Below are 14,865 nucleotides of genomic sequence, written 5' to 3' on the forward strand. Positions count from 1 at the left end.
TCAAATCCTCCTGTATCATTCTGTTATGTGTGTGGCTATTATTTCTGTAAGCCTATGCAGATCATCGGTGACGATAGAATGACCTGCTCCTTCGATTATGACCAGTTCAGCCTGATCTTTGAAGAACCTTTTGGTTTCATGGGCTTCTTGGACCGGAACGACCAAATCTTTCTCACCATGGATAATGACCACAGGAGCCTTGACATCATCCATACGGCCAGACCCTTCCACCACACCATTGTTTTCATGTGTCATATTGAATTGGGTAAGGGCAACATCCACATCCACCAGATTTCTCTGTTTCAATACGGCGTCGATAAACATTTCATAGTCTTCTTGATCTGGCTTCTTCAGATTATAGATCGCTGCTTCCCAGGTCTGTTTCAGCATGTCTTTATTCCCGCTACTGTAAGCCTGCAGGACAGGCAAAACCTGGACCGGGTCCTTTTCGATCTCTTCTCTCGTATAAATGCGTTCAGTCAGTACCGGTTTGTAATCCGGTCCCTTTTTGTACATCTTATAGCCCTGCAAACCGACTGAATTCAGCAGAAATACTTGTTTTATCCTGTCAGGAAGCGCTGCTGCAACCTCCAGAGCGACCCCGCCGCCCGTAGACCATCCCAGTATGTGGATCTCTTTCAGATCCAGCTGCTTGATAAATGCCTGCACGTCCCGACTGAAGTCTTCCAGTGATTCCAGCTGCCGATTATACGTGCTGTCTCCGAAGCCGACCAGATCAAGGGCGTAAACGTTGAAGTCTTTTTCCAGCTGCTCCATCAGTGGCTGGAAATGGACGGACGAACTCATGTTACCGTGAAGGAGCAATATTGTTTGGCCTTCTGTTTTCGATTCCCGATAGGCAAGTGTTTCTCCAGTTTTCACTTCTATTTTTTTCACTTCATATTCTTTCATCAGAGTCTCATCCCTCCATCCACACTGATCAGCTGTCCAGTCACATATGAAGACATGTCACTGGCTAAAAACAGGGCGACACTGGCGATCTCTTCAGGCTGGCCCAGACGGTTGAGCATGGTCATCTTTGCAAATTTTTCAAGCAGATCGTCGGGAACTGTTTTTAATATGTCAGTCATTGTATACCCTGGAGCGATCGTATTCACTCGGACATCTGCTCCTTTCATCGCAAATTCTTTGGCCCATGTTTTCCCTAAAGAGACCACAGCGCCTTTGGTGGCGGCATAGTTTGCCTGCCCGATATTGCCGTATGTACCGACGACAGAAGATATATTGATGATCGAGCCGCTTCCCTGCGCTGCCATATGCGGTCCAATGTGTCTGGTCAGATTAAAGACCCCGTTCAAGTTTACATCGATCACGGCCTGCCACTGGTCTTCCGTCATTTTACGGGTCAAGGCGTCTTTTGTGATCCCTGCATTGTTGACGAGGACATCGATTTTTCCGTATTTTTCAAGGATCGCCTCATAGACTCTTCGACACGCTTCGCTGTCTGTCACGTTCAGTTCCATGTACTCGACATTTTCTTTTTCATAAGTCATTTCTCCCATATCCAGAGCGATCACGCGTGCGCCTTCATATGAAAAAGCTTCACACATCGCCTTTCCGAGGCCTCGTGCTCCTCCTGTAACCACCGCTACCTTATCGCTTAATAAACCTGCCATTTGACTCTCTCCCTTGTGAATTTTTTTGACTATACCATGAATGAGTATTCAGGTGAATGGTCATTCACGTCTGTAAAGCAACTTTATATTTTTATGTAAGCGTTGTCAACCATTTTATGATAACGCTTACAACTTTTATTGAATTCTAATCTTCTATACGATATAAAAAAGCAGAGGGAAGCCTTTATAAAGGCTTCCCTCTGCTTTTTTACAGTAAATCACATCGCTGATTTTATATATTTTTTATTAATTATAATCGATTTCTAATAGTGAATAGTGTAACTATCAGAAAAATCACAAGACATACTAATAACAGTATTTCTGATCATTAAAACTGATTAAATATGATAGTTTGTGAAAAAAATTACTCATTAACAGGGACAACTGCCCCGTCCCAAGTCTCCAGGATGAAGTCTTGTGTTTCTTCTGAACGCAGGATTTCGACCAGTTTCGCGATACGCTCGTCGCTTTCGTCTTCTGAACGGACTGCAACAATATTTGCATAAGGTGATGATGTGTTTTCGAGAGCGATCGAATCGTCGATCGGACTGATGTCGTGATCCACTGCAAAGTTCGAGTTGATGAAGAACAAGTCCCCTTCATCTTCCGCATATAATGTTGGAAGGAGAGCTGCATCGTACTCATATTCGAACTCCAGGTTCAAGTCGTTTTCTGTGACATCATCAAATGTGGCATCCACTAAATCGACTGACTCATCCACTTCGATGAGTCCTGCATCTTGAAGGATACCCAGCACACGTCCATGGTCAGATACACTGTTGCTTGTCAGGATCGTTGCACCTTCCGGCAGTTCACTTAAATCGTCGTGGCGGTTGGAATAAGCCCCCAGCGGTTCAAGATGGATGCCCCCGGCATTGACAAAGTCATAGTCGTTTTCTTCCACTTGAGCTTCAAAATATGGCACGTGCTGGAAGTAGTTGGCATCCAGATCCCCATCAGAGAGTGCCAGGTTTGGGATCACGTAATCATTATACGTCTCGATTTCCAGGTCGATCCCTTCTTCTTCCAGTTGAGGCGCAATAAACTCCAGGATCTCTGCGTGCGGGACATTGGTTGCCCCGACCGTCAGTGTCTTTGATTCTTCAGCACTTTCCTCTTCACCGTTTCCACATGCTGCAAGCAGTAACGTACTACCTAAAATGAACAATCCTTTAATTTTTTTCATTTTCATTCTCCCCTTAATTCATTTTTTTGATTTTTTTAATCATTTATTACCGTTTATCGATCTTGCTTACCCAGGTATCTCCAATGAACTGAATCACGAATACGATGAGCAGGATGATGACCGTTGAAACGAGTGTCACGTTCGGTCGACTGCGCTGGAAACCTTCCAGATAAGCGAGGTTCCCCAGACCACCTGCACCGATCACCCCGGCCATGGCTGTATAACCGACGAGTGAAATCGCTGTGACTGTGATCCCTGCCACGATATTCGGCAGGCTTTCAGGTATATAGACTTTTTTAATAACTTCCCATTTGTTCGCCCCCATGGCTTCCGCTGCTTCGATCACGCCTTTATCCACTTCTCTCAGTCCAGATTCGACGAGACGCGCATAGAAGGGTGCTGCAGAGAGAATAAGTGCGGGCAGACCGGCACTTGGTCCCGTTATGCTGTCCAGGATCGTCTTTGTAAAAGGAATCAGCAGGACGATCAGGATGATAAAAGGTATCGAGCGGAACACGTTGACCAGAAAGGCAACGATTTTATATAAAGCGGTCGCCCATGCGGATTCACTGTTACGTGTTTCATATAAAAGCAGTCCCAGTAGAATACCCAGAAAAAAGACGGCAACGACGGAAAGGCTGGTCATATAGAGCGTCTCTAACGTTGCTTCCCATACCCGGTCCCATGAGATGGATGCAAAGTCAAAGTAGTCTGCAAAGACACTTCCTGTGACAGGTAAATTATTCGTCATGACCCAAGACCTCCACTTCTATCGGATACGTTTTAAATAACTCCAGTGCTCTCTGCCGTTTTTCTCTGCTTCCCAGAAGCTGGATGACCAGTGTTCCCATCGGTACTTCGTATGTCGACTGCATGCTGCCTTGAATGATATTGATATCTACACCGGTTTCGCGGCTGACCTGAGTGATGATCGGGACATTTACGCTGCCGCCTTGAAAGAGGAGCTGAACAATATCGCCATCGGGATACAGAGTTTGGAGTTCTTTCAGGGCTTCCTTTGTTTCTTTCGTATCCATTTCCCGGTCCTGCTTGACAAAGCGCCGGGTCACGGGGTGTTCAGGATGCCTGAATACATCCAGGACCGAGCCTGCTTCAACGATGACCCCTGAATCCATGACAGCGACGCGGTGACAGATTTTCCTGACCACTTCCATTTCATGGGTGATCAAAATGATCGTGACATCCAGTTCTCTGTTGATTCTTTCAAGCAGGTCCAGGACCTCGTCTGTCGTTTGAGGATCCAGAGCACTGGTCGCTTCGTCACTGAGGAGGACTTTCGGATCATTAGCCAGCGCCCGGGCAATGCCGACCCGCTGTTTTTCTCCCCCGCTGAGCTGAGCGGGATAAGAGTTTTCTTTTCCAGCCAGACCCACAAGCTGGATCAGCTCATTGGCTTTTCTGTTACGTTCTGTTTTACTGACCTTGGCGATTTCCAGTGGGAACATCACATTTTCCAGAACTGTCCGGCTCCAGAGAAGATTAAAATGCTGGAATATCATGCCGATCGACTGGCGTTCTTTCCGTATAGCTTTCTTATCAAGTTCAGACAGCACTTTGTCATCCAGTTCGACCGTTCCTTCAGTGGGATGCTCCAGTCCATTGATCAGCCGGAGAAGTGTACTTTTACCGGCCCCGGAATAACCGACAAATCCGAAGATCTCTCCTTTTTGGATCGCCAGGTTCACTTCTTTGAGCGCTTCAAAGCGACCCGCTTTATTTTCATATGTTTTTTTGATGCCCTTTAATGTGATCATGCTTCTCACTCCTTCGACGTACTGTTTTAAGATATAAAAAAACGCCCTTTTCGAGTCCTGTGACTCAAAAAGGGCGACTAATTGGTTTAGTTAGCGCGGTTCCACCTTCATTCGTTGTTTTATCACTAAAACAACCTCTCCCAGTACTTAAAAGGACTTACACCTTTTGCATACTGTGGCACTGTACCGGGTGCGACCGGAAATAGCTCATGGAATCCACTTACCATCTCTGCTCAAAGACCATTTTCCAAACCGATCATCATACTCCCTTTCACCAAACGGAAGCTCTCTGAGATGACGCTCTGATCTGTACTTATCTTGTCAACGCTCATTTTTTTCTCATTAATTTCGGTGTTCTTTAATGATTAGAAGTCTAACAGACCCGGCAGCACTCTGTCAACACTTTTTTTAAAGTTATGATCAAGGCAATGGAACGATCTTCGTTCTGTAAAATTGAGCCGCCGGGATCTCTACTCTTGCCTGTTCCAGGTTCTCGTGCGTCAGGCCTCCGCCACAGCGGCAGAAACCTCTAGCTGAATCCGCCAGTTCCAACTCGCTTTCCTTTCACCTCAGACGCTCGACATCCCTGGCGATCATCACTTCTTCATCGGTCGGGATCAGCAGGATTTGAACAGCTGACTGATTCGAGGATATCACGCGTTCCACCCCTCGGCAGTCATTTCGTTCGTCGCTCAACTCTGCATTCAAATATGACAGACCATCGACGATATTCTTTCTTGTCTGTATATCGTTCTCTCCTATACCTGCTGTAAAAATAATGGCATCCACACCATCCATCAAGGCAGCGTAGGCACCGATATATTTTTTTACGCGGTCTTCAAAAATCCGCAGTGCGAGAGCTGCCTGTTCATCAGAATCCTCCAGCGCATGCAAGTCCCGCATGTCACTGGAAACACTGGAAATGCCTTTGAGACCTGACTGATTGTTCAGTATCCAGATCATTTCATTTATATCTGAAATCGATTCTTTTTCCATCAGGTAAGGAAGTATGGAGACATCGATATCTCCTGAGCGGGTCCCCATCGTCAGGCCGGCAAGCGGAGTGAACCCCATTGAGGTATCGACCGACTTGCCGCCTTCGATTGCACAGACAGAAGCGCCGTTGCCCAAATGGCAGGAAATCAGCTTGAGTTTCTCAAGCGGTTTCTTCAGCAGCACAGCAGCCCTTTCTGACACATATTTGTGACTGGTACCATGATAACCGTATTTTCTGACATTGTGCTCTTTGTAATACTCCATCGGAATGCTGTACAGATAGCGTGTCTTATCCATTGTCTGATGGAATGAGGTATCAAAGACCGCCACACTGGTGATTTCAGGCAGTATGTTCTTGAAGGCCCGGATCCCCATCGCGTTGGCCGGGTTATGCAGGGGTGCAAGTTCAGCCAGTCTCTGAATCTCTTCAAGGACAGCCGGTGTAATGACCACCGAATCCGAAAACGATTCCCCCCCGGCAGCGACACGATGACCGACTCCGGTTATTTCCGAAAACTCACTGATGATCGAAAGCTGGATCAGCTGTTCCAGCAGCAGCCTGACAGCGGTTTCATGTTCGGCGATGGCAAGGGTCACCTCATACCTTTTTCCATTATAATAATCGATCGTAAAGATAGAGTCAGCCAGGCCGATTCTTTCAACGATACCGGATGCCAGCACGGTTTCTTGCGGCATGTCGTAAAGTTTCCACTTCAGACTTGAACTTCCCGCATTGATTGACATTGTTTTAGACACATTTCATCATCCTTTTATTCGAGATTAGTAAAGCGCATACATTCAGTGTAGCATAAGGATATAAACTTACCACAAAGACTTCGTTATACCTTCTATTAGTTTGACTTTGACCGCTAAAAAAAGAATGAGCCGCGTGCATTCACACGGTTCATTCTTTTTTAGATAGCTCTTCACTTTTTAGTCGAAAACTATTTTAGTACCGTGAAACTGGCTGGTACGGATCTTTTCGATAGCCTGATTCAAGTTGTCAGCGGTGATGCCTCCGCCGGCTAGGATCTCCAGGCCCCTTCCAGCTTTTTCGCTGAGTTCATTGATCCAGTGACTGTTCTCCAGTGCAGACCCGTGGGGCCCGCCTCTGGTGAGCAGACGCGTAACGCCGCGTTCGATCAGTCCGTCAAGGGTTTCCAGCTGCCTTTCTCGTGGCAGCCCGTCAAAAGCCATATGAAAGACCATCTGCCTGTCTCCTGTCCGCTTCAGCAAATCATCAAGGAATGGCCAGTCGACCTCGTTATCCTTCGTCAAAGCACCGGACACGATCCCATCTACGCTCAGATTCACGGCCTGTTCTGCTTCTTTCAGCATCTGTGCTTTTTCTGCTTCACTGTAGACAAATGAGCCGCCGCGCGGCCTGATCATGACGATCACTTCGACCCCGTGCTGTTTGGCATAGGCTACTGTCTCTCTGATCACTTCTTTTGAAGGCGTCGTCCCTCCGAGATCCAGTCGGTCACAGAGTTCGATGCGGTCGGCACCCCGTTCGACCGCTTCAGGGACCCGGGTGAAATTCTCTGCACAAAACTCTTTTCTGATCACAGATCCACTTCCTCGCTGCTGTTCCCTCTTACGCCGTAAAGATAACCAAGCACGCAGATACTTCCTGAGAACAGCAGGAATAATGGACTGTAGACCGGGTTGGCTACGATACCGCCGAGCAAAATGATCAGGGATCCCGTCACACCTAATACTGGCGCTATGGTGCCAAGAAACGGACTCGTGATGAGACCCGATTTTTTTAGTCCCATGACTTTCACGTACAGCAGGATATAAGCCACGTAACTGAAGACGATGGCTATCTCACTGATGTCGCCCCCAGCCAGGACATCGAATCTCTGGGTCAGATAATGGACAGCCAGCCAGAAGACAGTGATCAGATACGCTGTCAACGCCGCATAGGGAGACAGACCTTTTTTATCACTGATCTGTGTGATCTTATCACTGAACGGTACCATACTCTTGGATGCCAGTGTCTGAGGCAAACGAATATAACCCAGCGACACACCGTTCACCACACCTAAAATGGCGATCAGTACAAAAGCCAGCAGAATCTTTTCTCCGCTTGCACCGAAGATCGAGTTACCGACCTGACTGATGGCCTGATCACCGGCAGACAGAATATATTCTGTTCCGACAATCGCGATCATGCCAAGGAAAAAGGCTAGATAGACACTTAACACGATCAGCGGACCGATCGTCAGGGCAATCGGCATCGTTTTACGGTGGTTCTTGACTTCCTGTGTAATCGACGTCGAAACGATCCAGCCGTCAAAAGAAAAGGCAATAGGAGCGAGTGCGGCTAAAAAGCCCCAGCCGACGACACTCGATTCGACCGCCACGATATCCTGCGGCAGCGCCGGTGCTTCCTGTGTCCAGAACAAGCCGATCAGCGCCACACCGATCAGAGGGATCATTTTGACTATCGTCGTAACGTTCTGGAAGCGTCCGCCCAGTTTGTAGGACAGGTAGTTCATCAAAAAGAAAAAGCTTAAGTACCCGAATCCGAGCAGTGTCTGGCGTTCAAGTGTCATAGTCAGGTCCAGTAAAGATATCGTATAGATCCCTGATACCCAGCTGACGACCGCTGTTATGGTCGGGAAATAGACGAACATCTGAAACCATCCGAAGGCGCTGGCAAAACGGGGCGAAACAAATTCTTCATAATAGGAAATGACCCCGCCTTTTTTTGTCGAACGGCTCGCCAGCTGAGACAAGGTGATACTTCCGAAAATAACACAAAAAGCGCCGATCGCGAAAACCAGCACGCCCAGCCAGACACTCCCACCTGTGGCCTGTAATATATCATCCGATTTAAAAAATATGCCGGATCCGATACTGATCCCGACGATCATCGATACCGCTGTACTTAATCCATAATGTTCTCTTTCTTTCATCTGGATTCCCTCCTTCATTCAAATTAATTATTTGTTTTTGTTTCATCAACCCACTATAGCAAAAAAAGAGGGGAATAAAAAGCGTAATTCTCCTCTGTGACAGAATATATAAAGCACGAAAAAAAATGCGCCCTTGAAGACTGCATGAAATCAACAGTTTCAAGGGCGCATCAGCCGTTATGGGTATTTAATTCACATCCCAGGTCCTGTTCTTGTGTTTGCCTCACGCTAAGCACAGCTACTGTTTTTTCATCATAAATAAGTAATCTGACCGTTCATACTTATCCACAGCAGTGAAGCCGAATTTTTTATACAGATGTATGGCAGGTTCGTTATTTTTGAGCACATAGAGGCTCGACTTGCTGATGCGCGGATTTAAAACATTCAGTGCTTCGATTTCTTCCATTACGCGATGGCCGATGGTTTCGTTCCGTCTGGATTCTTTTACTGCAATAAAATCGATGTAGAGTTCATCTTTATCAGGTGTCCGGCTCGTCTCAAGTCCTTTCCGGGCAAAAGCAATGAACGGTCTGACCCCCAACCGATGAACAGCTGCCATAACTTTGGCGGTAAAAGACAGCGTGAGTGTCCTCTTTTGCATCCCTGTGATCCCAAAAGCAGCCACTATCTCCCCCTTGTCTTCCAGAATATAGGGCTGCATGCCAAAGACGCCTGCTTCTTCCAGCCACAGCAGCTTCATCAGAATTTTCGCTGTCCGTTTTGGCAGAGTTGTCTTTTCAGTGAATTTGTCCGCAAAGGCATTGCCCAGCAGTTCTGCAACTTCAGGCACATCACTGTCGGTCATTTTTTTACTGATCATCGAGTTCTTCCTTCTCAGATTTCTCATGGGTCTCATGTTCATCCATTTGTTCTTCTCTGAACGCCGCCCGCTCTTCCCGTGATTTCTTCATACGCTGTTTCTTGCGCATAGTCAGGTATTCTACTACCCCCTGCGGCTTGCGTGTGTCAAATGCTTCGATCGGTTCCGGTCCCCGCATCGTTTCCCGCTTGATGTACAGTAATCCTGTATCGTTGACATATGTTTTCCAGCGGACGAGACGAATACAGCCTTCGGTCAGTTCGATGGCTGTGATACTGGCCGGGTAGATCCCGCAGCCCGTATTAAAATAGGGCACACTTTTGTCTTTAGGAAATTTGAATCGATGTGTATGTCCGCAGATCAGGGGGCGCTGATGCTCAACGATCCACTTGCTGTAGTTTTTCTCGATTTTATGCCGCCTGTTGATATTTTTTGATGGACTCGCCGGATTTTTGATCCCGAACCTGTGGAAGAAGCGCCAGAAGAATTTGATCGACAGCATGGTGAAGAACCAGAACTGGTCATTTGGGGCGTCTCCCTGATGCCCATGGATGACAAAGAGCTCCTGACTGGTATAGCGGTGTTTTAGGATGATGGCCTCTTGAGGATCCAGGCCTTTCATGAAATCAAAGAACTCTTCTGTAAATTCATCATAGTTGATACCGAAATTCTTTTCGACGAACCTCGGGTTCTGAAGATAGATATCATGGTTGCCAAAGATCCGTATGTAACGGTCCTCGTCGAAAAACTTTTTGATCAATGCATAAACATCCGTGTGGGCATTTTTTATATGTTCAAAATTAGAGTACTCCAGAAACTCTTCTCCGTCACCCACTTCAACGAAAGTGTAGCCATTTTCATAATATTCATTCAAAGCATGCACAAATATATTACGGCTTTTTAAAAATTCATCGGACAGACTCCCGTCCCCTCGATGCGCATCACTCATGAATACGATGCGGGACTGATCATCAAAATAAACCTTTTTAGCTTTTTCATATGCTTCTGTCAAGCGTTGATCAGTGAACATGGTGAATCCTCCTTCGCAGCGTTATTCATACCTTAAGTATACGTTATTTTCTGTCACGAATAAAAAAGTATGCATCAGCCCGCTTATTTTGAAGGAAATTCGTGCTGATAGAGTGATAGACACGAATCGATGCTCACTTTTATTCTTCGTCCCCCCCTATTCAAGTGCATATTCGTGTTAAAAGGTAACACGAATATATCCCCATCCGATCTTCAAGGGAGAAAAAGGTATTGAAATTGATCTTGTTTTTCCCGACAGTCGTGAAACGCTGGAACGGTATGAGAAGGTATTTGATCTTGAGCGGGTCGAAGTCACGGATTTCGGTAACGGGATGCGAGCTTTGAAAAGAAAGCTGAAGGGGAATAACTAAGCAAGGAGAGCCGTCCCGCCAGCTTCCTGGCAGAGCAGCTCTCTCATCAGTTTAACAGTGACTTAAAAAAGCGGGTTTCTTCTCTGTTGGCTTCCTTGGCTTCTTCTAGATTCATATCACAATGAAAAATGTGTGTGTACTCTTCTTCCCCCTGTTCGCCGAATTTCTTGTAGGTGACCTTTACACCCCGTTTTGTCAGAGCTTCATACATCGGCAGTGCTTCTTCTCTCAGCAGATCATATTCGGCGGTCATGAGATAGGTGGGAGGAAATCGTTCTGTTACAAAGTCTTTCACTGCGAAATGCTCCTCATACTGCTTCCAGTCTATCCCTAGATAATCCTTCAGCAGAACGATCAGTTCCAAATCGGCATCAACCTTTTCCCCTTTGATCAAAGCGGCCATTTTTTTAAAAATCTCATACATCCCGCAGTTCAAAGCGATCCCCTGGATAACTGGCGTCCGGGGCAGTTCAAAATCGAACAGTTTACTGTACTCCGGATTGGTATACATCGTGCTGTATTGAAAGGCGAGCTGAGCGCCGGCAGAATCCCCGACAATAAACAGGTTAGACACGTCCATATAATAGGTGTCCGCATTTTCCGCTATCCAGTGCATAACCTGATTCAAGTCTTCAAGCGGCGTCGGATACTTTTTCTTTGGCGCCAGATGGTAGCTGGGATTAACAAAAACGAATCCCTGTTTAGCGAGAAACATACCGTAGTGTATATAATTCTTCTTTAATCCATGTACATAGCCACCTCCATGAAAATTGACGATCACCGGTAACTTTTCATGCGTCCCTTTCGGGTAGTAGATATCCAGACTGTTATATTTTTTTGATTTTCCGTACTGAATATCAGAATGGGCACGAATCGTGGGATCGACTTTCAGTCCCCAGTCCCGTTTTTTGTCGTGGATGGTAGCAGCTATCCTAAAACTCAGGGATGCTAGTGACATCCGTCTTCACCTCCTAAACAAGCGTTTATTTGTTAGCCACGACTTTCGGCAGATCCCATGGCGTGATGATACCTATCAAGTCACTTTTCTTTTGGATTTCGTCTTTTTTGGCAATCAGCAGAACATAAGCTGTCCGTCCTTCTCTGATGCGTTCTGAAAATATCTCCTCGATATCAAAGACCGATGTATCTGCGGGGACCACTTCATAAAAATCCTGTTCATCCTCCACTTCCAGAATCTGTCTGACTGTCGCTTTTTTGATTGCGCTGATATCTTTATCCATCGCTTTCGCCAGATACTTCGTAACGCCGATAGATGACAGGATCCCAATCAGCTTGTCCCCGTCAAACACCGGGAACTGGGTGTAACGGACATGATTGATGACGTCCAGCACTTTCCCCAGAGGATCGTTGACGTCGAATGTCCGGACACGTTTCAGGAACAAATCTTTAGCCTGCTTGCTGTATCTGATTTTATCCGTGACGCTCTCGATTTCTTTTATAAGAGACTCGCTGGGTTCTGCTGCAGCCTCATTTCCGTTTATAGTGTTGTGAGTAAGAAGGTTTCTCAGTTCACGGTAGAAGTCTATCTCATCCACATACTTCTCGATGACTTTGTCACGTTTTTTTGCAGCTGCCCCCATCAGTTCGCCGAAGTTCGTGTCCGGATCCCGGTTCACTTTCTTGGCGATCACATTATGTAATTCGTTGAACGCATGCATAAAGCGCTGGTAGTTGCTTCCCATTATCATCACCCTTATCTATAGATAGATTTTTTTGAAATTAATGCCTGTCAAATCAGTTCGCCCCGGTATCTTCATTATAGCATTTATAAAAGATGATCCGTAAAAATTGAGATCGAACATAAGAAAAGAGCTCCAGGGAACGCAATTGTCCTGGAGCTCTACCGTCAATTAATGATCGGTCAGTTTTTTTATCGGACGGCCCTCTGAATCGAAGGTGTACTGCATCAATTTCCCACTGTCGTTCATTGCCATCATCAGTCTGTCGCGATAAGGTTCAGCCAGTTCTTCAAATAAGAAAGCTTCATCATGCAGACCATGTTTCTGTCTGATGGATGCGACTTCATTCTTGTTTCTCAATTTGGTTTTTGATTTCGGTAAGGCTTTGTCTGTTTTTCTTTTTTCTATGCGGTAAAAATGATCATCATCGTTATATATGATTTCCAGAGCACCTGAGTTGGTTCGTTTGTATTCAGCATGTGGATAGTCTTCTTTATGAAGTTCCCACCAGGCTTTGATCCCATTCACTGCTTCTTCTTCACTTTTATAACTGCCATGTTCTTTCTTCACGCCAGTCAGTCGGTTCTGCCAATAATTAGTGTACACGGTTTGTTCCATTCACTACACTCCTTTATTTTAGCTTACCCTCAGTGTATAGCATTTAGAAGCGTTTTCAAATGAAAGACTTCAATAAATAACATTTGTTAGATACTTGTAACGAACAGTCATGACCAAGTGCCTCGTCAGGATGACGACCGCTTCCTGTTTTATTTTCGATAAAAAAACACTAAAGACGATGGTCTCTAGTGTTTGAGTCAAATTACGGTCTGACTTTTTTCATGAAATCATCTTTATCTACGATCGCTCGTTTGTGGGTCGCTTTGCCGATCAGTTCTTCATCCACATACGCTTCTATCTCATAGGTAAAGACTTTTCCGCTTTTATCGGTCTGCTGTGCCTTAACAGAAACGACCTTATTTAAAGCTGTTGGAGCGAGGTGCTGGACACTGATTTCCATCCCCACTGATGTATCCTTCTCGTTCAGTTCTTCTGACATTAATGTCATGGCCGTGTTCTCCATATAAGCGATCAAGTGCGGTGTAGATAATACAGGCAAGCCACCTGACCCTACTGCTTCAGCTGTATCTGATTCTTTCACTGTAAAAACTTTTTCAAATGCATTGAACATTTGCCATCCCTCCACTTTGATTTCATCGATCTGAGTGTATACTCTAATAATAACGAATGACGGTCACTTTGCAAAATAGTATACCCTACTCTTTTTTCTTAAGGAAAGCCAACAGCTGCCTGACGACCAGTGCTAGAAGTGATGACGAAAAGCCGACAAATCCAAGGTTCATCAGCAGGCTGCCCAGAGGGTAATTTATCGCCTGTTCTTTTTGAACGTTTCTCAGTTCCTGTGGAGAATAGCTGTTTATGTCCTGTAGCGGCGCAAGATTCGTCCACAAAAAGTAACCTATGATCATGACTACAGCACTCACTACTGCTCCAGCGACTAACCATTTCGTTGTCCTGTCTTTCATGTTTTTCTCCTTCTGCTTTTAGTTTATGTAATCATTGTGATTATATTGAAATGATCGTTCCCTTTGCTCAAGTATATCATAAATATTTTGAGCGTTTGAGTAGACTCATCTACTAAAGTTTCTCAAAGGGGAAAGCAAGCGCCGGGCGCTTGCTTTCATTACAAAAGATCTTTGACTCATTGAAAAAGTATCGTTCTGTCTTGAATTGCTTTTCAGAAAAGACTATTCAACATAAGAAGCAACATCTTAGGTTTATGCCCTTCTGTGCTGTTGCTTTTTTGCTAAGGCACCCTGACTCTTGGCGCATGACCTTCACCCACGGCTTTCTCTCCTGAAGGGCACGCAGGCTCTTATGTCTTTATGTTTAACTCTGAATTTCAGCTTAAAAGTCAATCAAAACCACCAGTGTGAACTGGTGGTTTGCTCTGCGGCTGAAAGCCTCGTATGCCGGCCTCGGCCTAAAAGGCCCACTGAATCGGTTTCCCTTTTGCACCACATTTACTCACTGATTCTAAAAGAATCGTCTATTTCTTTTTGTTTTTCTTCCCTGTAAAGGGATCATATTCTTCAAACAAGGTTAGCTGATCGCTCATGTAGTCTTCTCTCAGCTGATTTCTAATGTATTCTTGTTATTTGTTTTTTATTTCTTCCGACTGTATCAACGAAATAGCCGCGACACCAAAACTTTCTATTGCCATATCTATATTTCAGGTTGGCATGCCGATCAAAAATCATTAAGCTGCTCTTTCCTTTTAAATAGCCCATAAATTGCGACACGCTAAGCTTTGGAGGGATACTTACTAACATATGAATATGATCTTTACAGGCATTGGCTTCATGAATCTCCACATCCTTTCGTTCGCATAATTCTCTCACTATTTTC

Annotated in this window: 16 protein-coding genes, 1 pseudogene and 1 other annotated feature; all 17 genes and pseudogenes read right to left on the reverse strand. The window is 45.4% G+C overall.

Features of this window, described 5'->3' with window-relative positions; translation table 11 throughout:
• Positions 1 to 15: 15 nt before the first annotated feature.
• Entirely contained in the window at positions 16 to 912 is an 897-nt protein-coding gene (gene phaZ / locus BM049_RS05025) for an intracellular short-chain-length polyhydroxyalkanoate depolymerase (RefSeq protein WP_091529161.1), read from the reverse strand.
• The gene (locus tag BM049_RS05030; RefSeq protein ID WP_091529163.1) at positions 912 to 1,637 is read right to left on the reverse strand and encodes an SDR family oxidoreductase; all 726 of its coding nucleotides are present in this window, start codon (positions 1,635 to 1,637) and stop codon (positions 912 to 914) included. Before BM049_RS05030 ends, phaZ begins: the two co-directional genes overlap by 1 nt.
• 364 nt (positions 1,638 to 2,001) lie before the next feature.
• Positions 2,002 to 2,823, reverse strand: a complete 822-nt coding sequence (locus BM049_RS05035; RefSeq protein ID WP_177188596.1) for a MetQ/NlpA family ABC transporter substrate-binding protein — start codon at positions 2,821 to 2,823, stop codon at positions 2,002 to 2,004.
• 46 nt (positions 2,824 to 2,869) lie between these two features.
• The gene (locus BM049_RS05040) at positions 2,870 to 3,574 is read right to left on the reverse strand and encodes a methionine ABC transporter permease (RefSeq protein WP_091529166.1); all 705 of its coding nucleotides are present in this window, start codon (positions 3,572 to 3,574) and stop codon (positions 2,870 to 2,872) included.
• On the reverse strand, positions 3,564 to 4,598 hold the full coding sequence (locus tag BM049_RS05045) for a methionine ABC transporter ATP-binding protein (RefSeq protein WP_091529168.1): 1,035 nt from the start codon (positions 4,596 to 4,598) through the stop codon (positions 3,564 to 3,566). The genes BM049_RS05040 and BM049_RS05045 overlap by 11 nt, the downstream gene beginning before the upstream one ends.
• A 66-nt stretch (positions 4,599 to 4,664) precedes the next feature.
• Positions 4,665 to 4,932 (reverse strand) — a binding site (T-box leader).
• 86 nt (positions 4,933 to 5,018) lie between these two features.
• On the reverse strand, positions 5,019 to 5,150 hold the full coding sequence (locus BM049_RS12085; protein WP_281242188.1) for a hypothetical protein: 132 nt from the start codon (positions 5,148 to 5,150) through the stop codon (positions 5,019 to 5,021).
• Between the two features lie 12 nt (positions 5,151 to 5,162).
• A complete protein-coding gene (locus BM049_RS05050) occupies positions 5,163 to 6,350 on the reverse strand; it encodes an acetate/propionate family kinase (protein ID WP_091529169.1) in 1,188 nt (395 codons plus the stop codon).
• A gap of 177 nt (positions 6,351 to 6,527) precedes the next feature.
• Positions 6,528 to 7,163 (reverse strand): copper homeostasis protein CutC, encoded by a 636-nt coding sequence (locus tag BM049_RS05055; RefSeq protein WP_177188597.1) that lies wholly within the window; start codon positions 7,161 to 7,163, stop codon positions 6,528 to 6,530.
• Positions 7,160 to 8,518 carry an APC family permease gene (locus BM049_RS05060; RefSeq protein ID WP_177188598.1) on the reverse strand — a complete coding sequence of 453 codons (1,359 nt, stop codon included), beginning with the start codon at positions 8,516 to 8,518 and terminating at the stop codon, positions 7,160 to 7,162. The genes BM049_RS05055 and BM049_RS05060 overlap by 4 nt, the downstream gene beginning before the upstream one ends.
• A 238-nt stretch (positions 8,519 to 8,756) precedes the next feature.
• Positions 8,757 to 9,338, reverse strand: a complete 582-nt coding sequence (locus BM049_RS05065; protein ID WP_177188599.1) for a GNAT family N-acetyltransferase — start codon at positions 9,336 to 9,338, stop codon at positions 8,757 to 8,759.
• A complete protein-coding gene (locus tag BM049_RS05070; protein WP_218147203.1) occupies positions 9,328 to 10,368 on the reverse strand; it encodes a metallophosphoesterase family protein in 1,041 nt (346 codons plus the stop codon). The genes BM049_RS05065 and BM049_RS05070 overlap by 11 nt, the downstream gene beginning before the upstream one ends.
• Positions 10,369 to 10,784: 416 nt before the next feature.
• Entirely contained in the window at positions 10,785 to 11,696 is a 912-nt protein-coding gene (locus tag BM049_RS05075) for an alpha/beta hydrolase (RefSeq protein ID WP_091529176.1), read from the reverse strand.
• A 25-nt stretch (positions 11,697 to 11,721) separates the two neighbouring features.
• On the reverse strand, positions 11,722 to 12,441 hold the full coding sequence (locus tag BM049_RS05080; protein WP_177188600.1) for a CBS domain-containing protein: 720 nt from the start codon (positions 12,439 to 12,441) through the stop codon (positions 11,722 to 11,724).
• A gap of 168 nt (positions 12,442 to 12,609) precedes the next feature.
• On the reverse strand, positions 12,610 to 13,056 hold the full coding sequence (locus tag BM049_RS05085; protein ID WP_091529179.1) for a hypothetical protein: 447 nt from the start codon (positions 13,054 to 13,056) through the stop codon (positions 12,610 to 12,612).
• Between the two features lie 202 nt (positions 13,057 to 13,258).
• Positions 13,259 to 13,627 (reverse strand): thioesterase family protein, encoded by a 369-nt coding sequence (locus BM049_RS05090; protein ID WP_091529181.1) that lies wholly within the window; start codon positions 13,625 to 13,627, stop codon positions 13,259 to 13,261.
• An 85-nt stretch (positions 13,628 to 13,712) separates the two neighbouring features.
• Positions 13,713 to 13,982 (reverse strand): hypothetical protein, encoded by a 270-nt coding sequence (locus tag BM049_RS05095; RefSeq protein WP_091529182.1) that lies wholly within the window; start codon positions 13,980 to 13,982, stop codon positions 13,713 to 13,715.
• Positions 13,983 to 14,506: 524 nt separating this feature from the next.
• Positions 14,507 to 14,865, reverse strand: a pseudogene (tnpA, locus tag BM049_RS05100) (IS200/IS605 family transposase); the annotation flags it as partial.

The organism is Alkalibacterium subtropicum (assembly GCF_900112455.1).
Lineage (GTDB): Bacteria > Bacillota > Bacilli > Lactobacillales > Carnobacteriaceae_A > Alkalibacterium > Alkalibacterium subtropicum.

What these genes read in the sequence shown, in the direction of transcription:
- BM049_RS05035 (WP_177188596.1), bottom strand. Translation starts at nt 2,823, where the DNA reads ATGAAAAAAATTAAAGGATTGTTCATTTTAGGTAGTACGTTACTGCTT.
- BM049_RS05080 (WP_177188600.1), bottom strand. Translation starts at nt 12,441, where the DNA reads ATGGGAAGCAACTACCAGCGCTTTATGCATGCGTTCAACGAATTACAT.
- BM049_RS05045 (WP_091529168.1), bottom strand. Translation starts at nt 4,598, where the DNA reads ATGATCACATTAAAGGGCATCAAAAAAACATATGAAAATAAAGCGGGT.
- BM049_RS05030 (WP_091529163.1), bottom strand. Translation starts at nt 1,637, where the DNA reads ATGGCAGGTTTATTAAGCGATAAGGTAGCGGTGGTTACAGGAGGAGCA.
- BM049_RS05065 (WP_177188599.1), bottom strand. Translation starts at nt 9,338, where the DNA reads ATGATCAGTAAAAAAATGACCGACAGTGATGTGCCTGAAGTTGCAGAA.
- BM049_RS05060 (WP_177188598.1), bottom strand. Translation starts at nt 8,518, where the DNA reads ATGAAAGAAAGAGAACATTATGGATTAAGTACAGCGGTATCGATGATC.
- BM049_RS05085 (WP_091529179.1), bottom strand. Translation starts at nt 13,056, where the DNA reads ATGGAACAAACCGTGTACACTAATTATTGGCAGAACCGACTGACTGGC.
- BM049_RS05070 (WP_218147203.1), bottom strand. Translation starts at nt 10,368, where the DNA reads ATGTTCACTGATCAACGCTTGACAGAAGCATATGAAAAAGCTAAAAAG.
- phaZ (WP_091529161.1), bottom strand. Translation starts at nt 912, where the DNA reads ATGAAAGAATATGAAGTGAAAAAAATAGAAGTGAAAACTGGAGAAACA.
- BM049_RS05040 (WP_091529166.1), bottom strand. Translation starts at nt 3,574, where the DNA reads ATGACGAATAATTTACCTGTCACAGGAAGTGTCTTTGCAGACTACTTT.
- BM049_RS05090 (WP_091529181.1), bottom strand. Translation starts at nt 13,627, where the DNA reads ATGTTCAATGCATTTGAAAAAGTTTTTACAGTGAAAGAATCAGATACA.
- BM049_RS05075 (WP_091529176.1), bottom strand. Translation starts at nt 11,696, where the DNA reads ATGTCACTAGCATCCCTGAGTTTTAGGATAGCTGCTACCATCCACGAC.
- BM049_RS05095 (WP_091529182.1), bottom strand. Translation starts at nt 13,982, where the DNA reads ATGAAAGACAGGACAACGAAATGGTTAGTCGCTGGAGCAGTAGTGAGT.